Below are 1419 nucleotides of genomic sequence, written 5' to 3' on the forward strand. Positions count from 1 at the left end.
GGTCGCGAGCCGTCCTGCGGACAGCGCTTCCAGCCCCTCGACCGAGGCGATGTCGACTGTTCGGCCAAGCACCAACTGCCGGGTGCGGTTGCCTCGTTCGAGTCGTCCGTCGAGCCGGGTCATCTCCCTGCTCCGTGGTCCGGCGCCGAGTCATCGCTCTCCTGCGTACGGGCCACCCGCGCTCCGCCCGTGATCCGTCCGACCGGAGGCGGGGCGAACGGGAACGCGTCGTCACGCGCACGGGGTGCGTGGGGGCGGAGGGCCGCCACCGAGGGTCGCGAATCGTGGCTCACAACAGACCACTCTAGGAGGTCCGCGCCGAACCCGTTGATCACGCGGCTTCCGGCGTGGGCGGATCTTCGTCCGGTTGTTCCACGGTGACGCCGGTGCCGGGGACGGTGATCTCCAGGGGCAGGTGACCGTCCACGACGCGCAGGTCGAGCCGGGCCCGGGGAGCCCCCGCGTGCTCGGGCGTGCCTCCGGCGGCTCGGAAGCGTCCGAGGGAGGCGGCACCGCGATGGTCACCACCGCCGTGTGATCATGACGGTATGACCGCCGGCCGCATCATCTTCCTCAACGGCACGTCCAGTTCGGGCAAATCGAGTGTCGCCCGCGAGCTGCTCGACGTACTCGACGACGGCGTCTTCTTCCATCTTGCGGTGGACGGCTTCAACGCGATGCGCACCAGGCGAAGCCTCGGTGAGGCGGAACTCGAGACCGCGCTGCGGCGGACAAGAAGGGGCTTCCACCGCTCGATCGCCGCGATGGCCGAAGTAGGCAACGACGTCGTCGTGGACCATGTGCTCAGCGAGCGGTGGCGGTTGCTCGACTGCCTGTCGGTCCTTCCGGCGGAGAACGTGCTGTTCGTGGGCGTCCATTGTCCGCTGGAGGAACTCGTGCGCCGGGAGGGGGCGCGCGGAGACCGACCGCCGGGCCTGGCCACGCACCAGTACGACCTCGTACACCGTCACGGCGACTACGACCTGGAGTGCGACACCGGCACGTCGAGCCCGCGTGAATGCGCCGAACAGATCAAGGAGTTCCTTCCGCTTCGCCCGAGCCCGACCGCCTTCGCCCGGCTCCGTGAGCGTTGCCTGCGCGTTGACCCCGAGGGGAGTTGAGCCGAGAGGTGGGCCGACTTGTCCGTTCGAGGAGGGCTGCCGCCGTCCTCCTGCTCGCGTTGACCGCCATGACCTCCGTCCTCTCGGGGTGCTCCTCTAGCGGGGGAGCCGATGTGAAGCTGGTCGTTCCCCCGGTCTTCTACGTCTCACGGGATCCGGACCGAGCCGCCTCCGACCTGCGAGTCGAGGAGAGGGTTCCCGGCGGAGAGACGGTCGGACTGCGGATCACCTTCGACGCCGGCGATCTGAAGGACGTCGTCACCGTCAAACGCGCGCTCGACGACTGTGTCGTCCACCT

At 69.1% G+C, this 1419-nt stretch carries 3 protein-coding genes and 1 pseudogene; 3 read left to right on the plus strand and 1 reads right to left on the minus strand.

Annotated features, from left to right (window positions below; all coding sequences use genetic code 11):
* Positions 1-123 (minus strand): annotated as a pseudogene (locus ACWEBX_RS40655) (TetR/AcrR family transcriptional regulator); the annotation flags it as partial.
* Positions 124-367: 244 nt separating this feature from the next.
* Between ACWEBX_RS40655 and ACWEBX_RS40660 the strand changes: the two are divergent.
* From ACWEBX_RS40660 to ACWEBX_RS40670, 3 genes are all read left to right on the plus strand, one after another.
* The gene (locus tag ACWEBX_RS40660; protein WP_451889716.1) at positions 368-538 is read left to right on the plus strand and encodes a hypothetical protein; all 171 of its coding nucleotides are present in this window, start codon (positions 368-370) and stop codon (positions 536-538) included.
* A 10-nt stretch (positions 539-548) separates the two neighbouring features.
* Entirely contained in the window at positions 549-1121 is a 573-nt protein-coding gene (locus tag ACWEBX_RS40665; RefSeq protein WP_451889717.1) for a chloramphenicol phosphotransferase CPT family protein, read from the plus strand.
* A 113-nt stretch (positions 1122-1234) separates the two neighbouring features.
* The coding region (locus ACWEBX_RS40670; protein ID WP_451889718.1) for a hypothetical protein at positions 1235-1419 on the plus strand (185 nt) is incomplete at its 3' end.

Source organism: Streptomyces sp. NPDC005070, assembly GCF_053600395.1.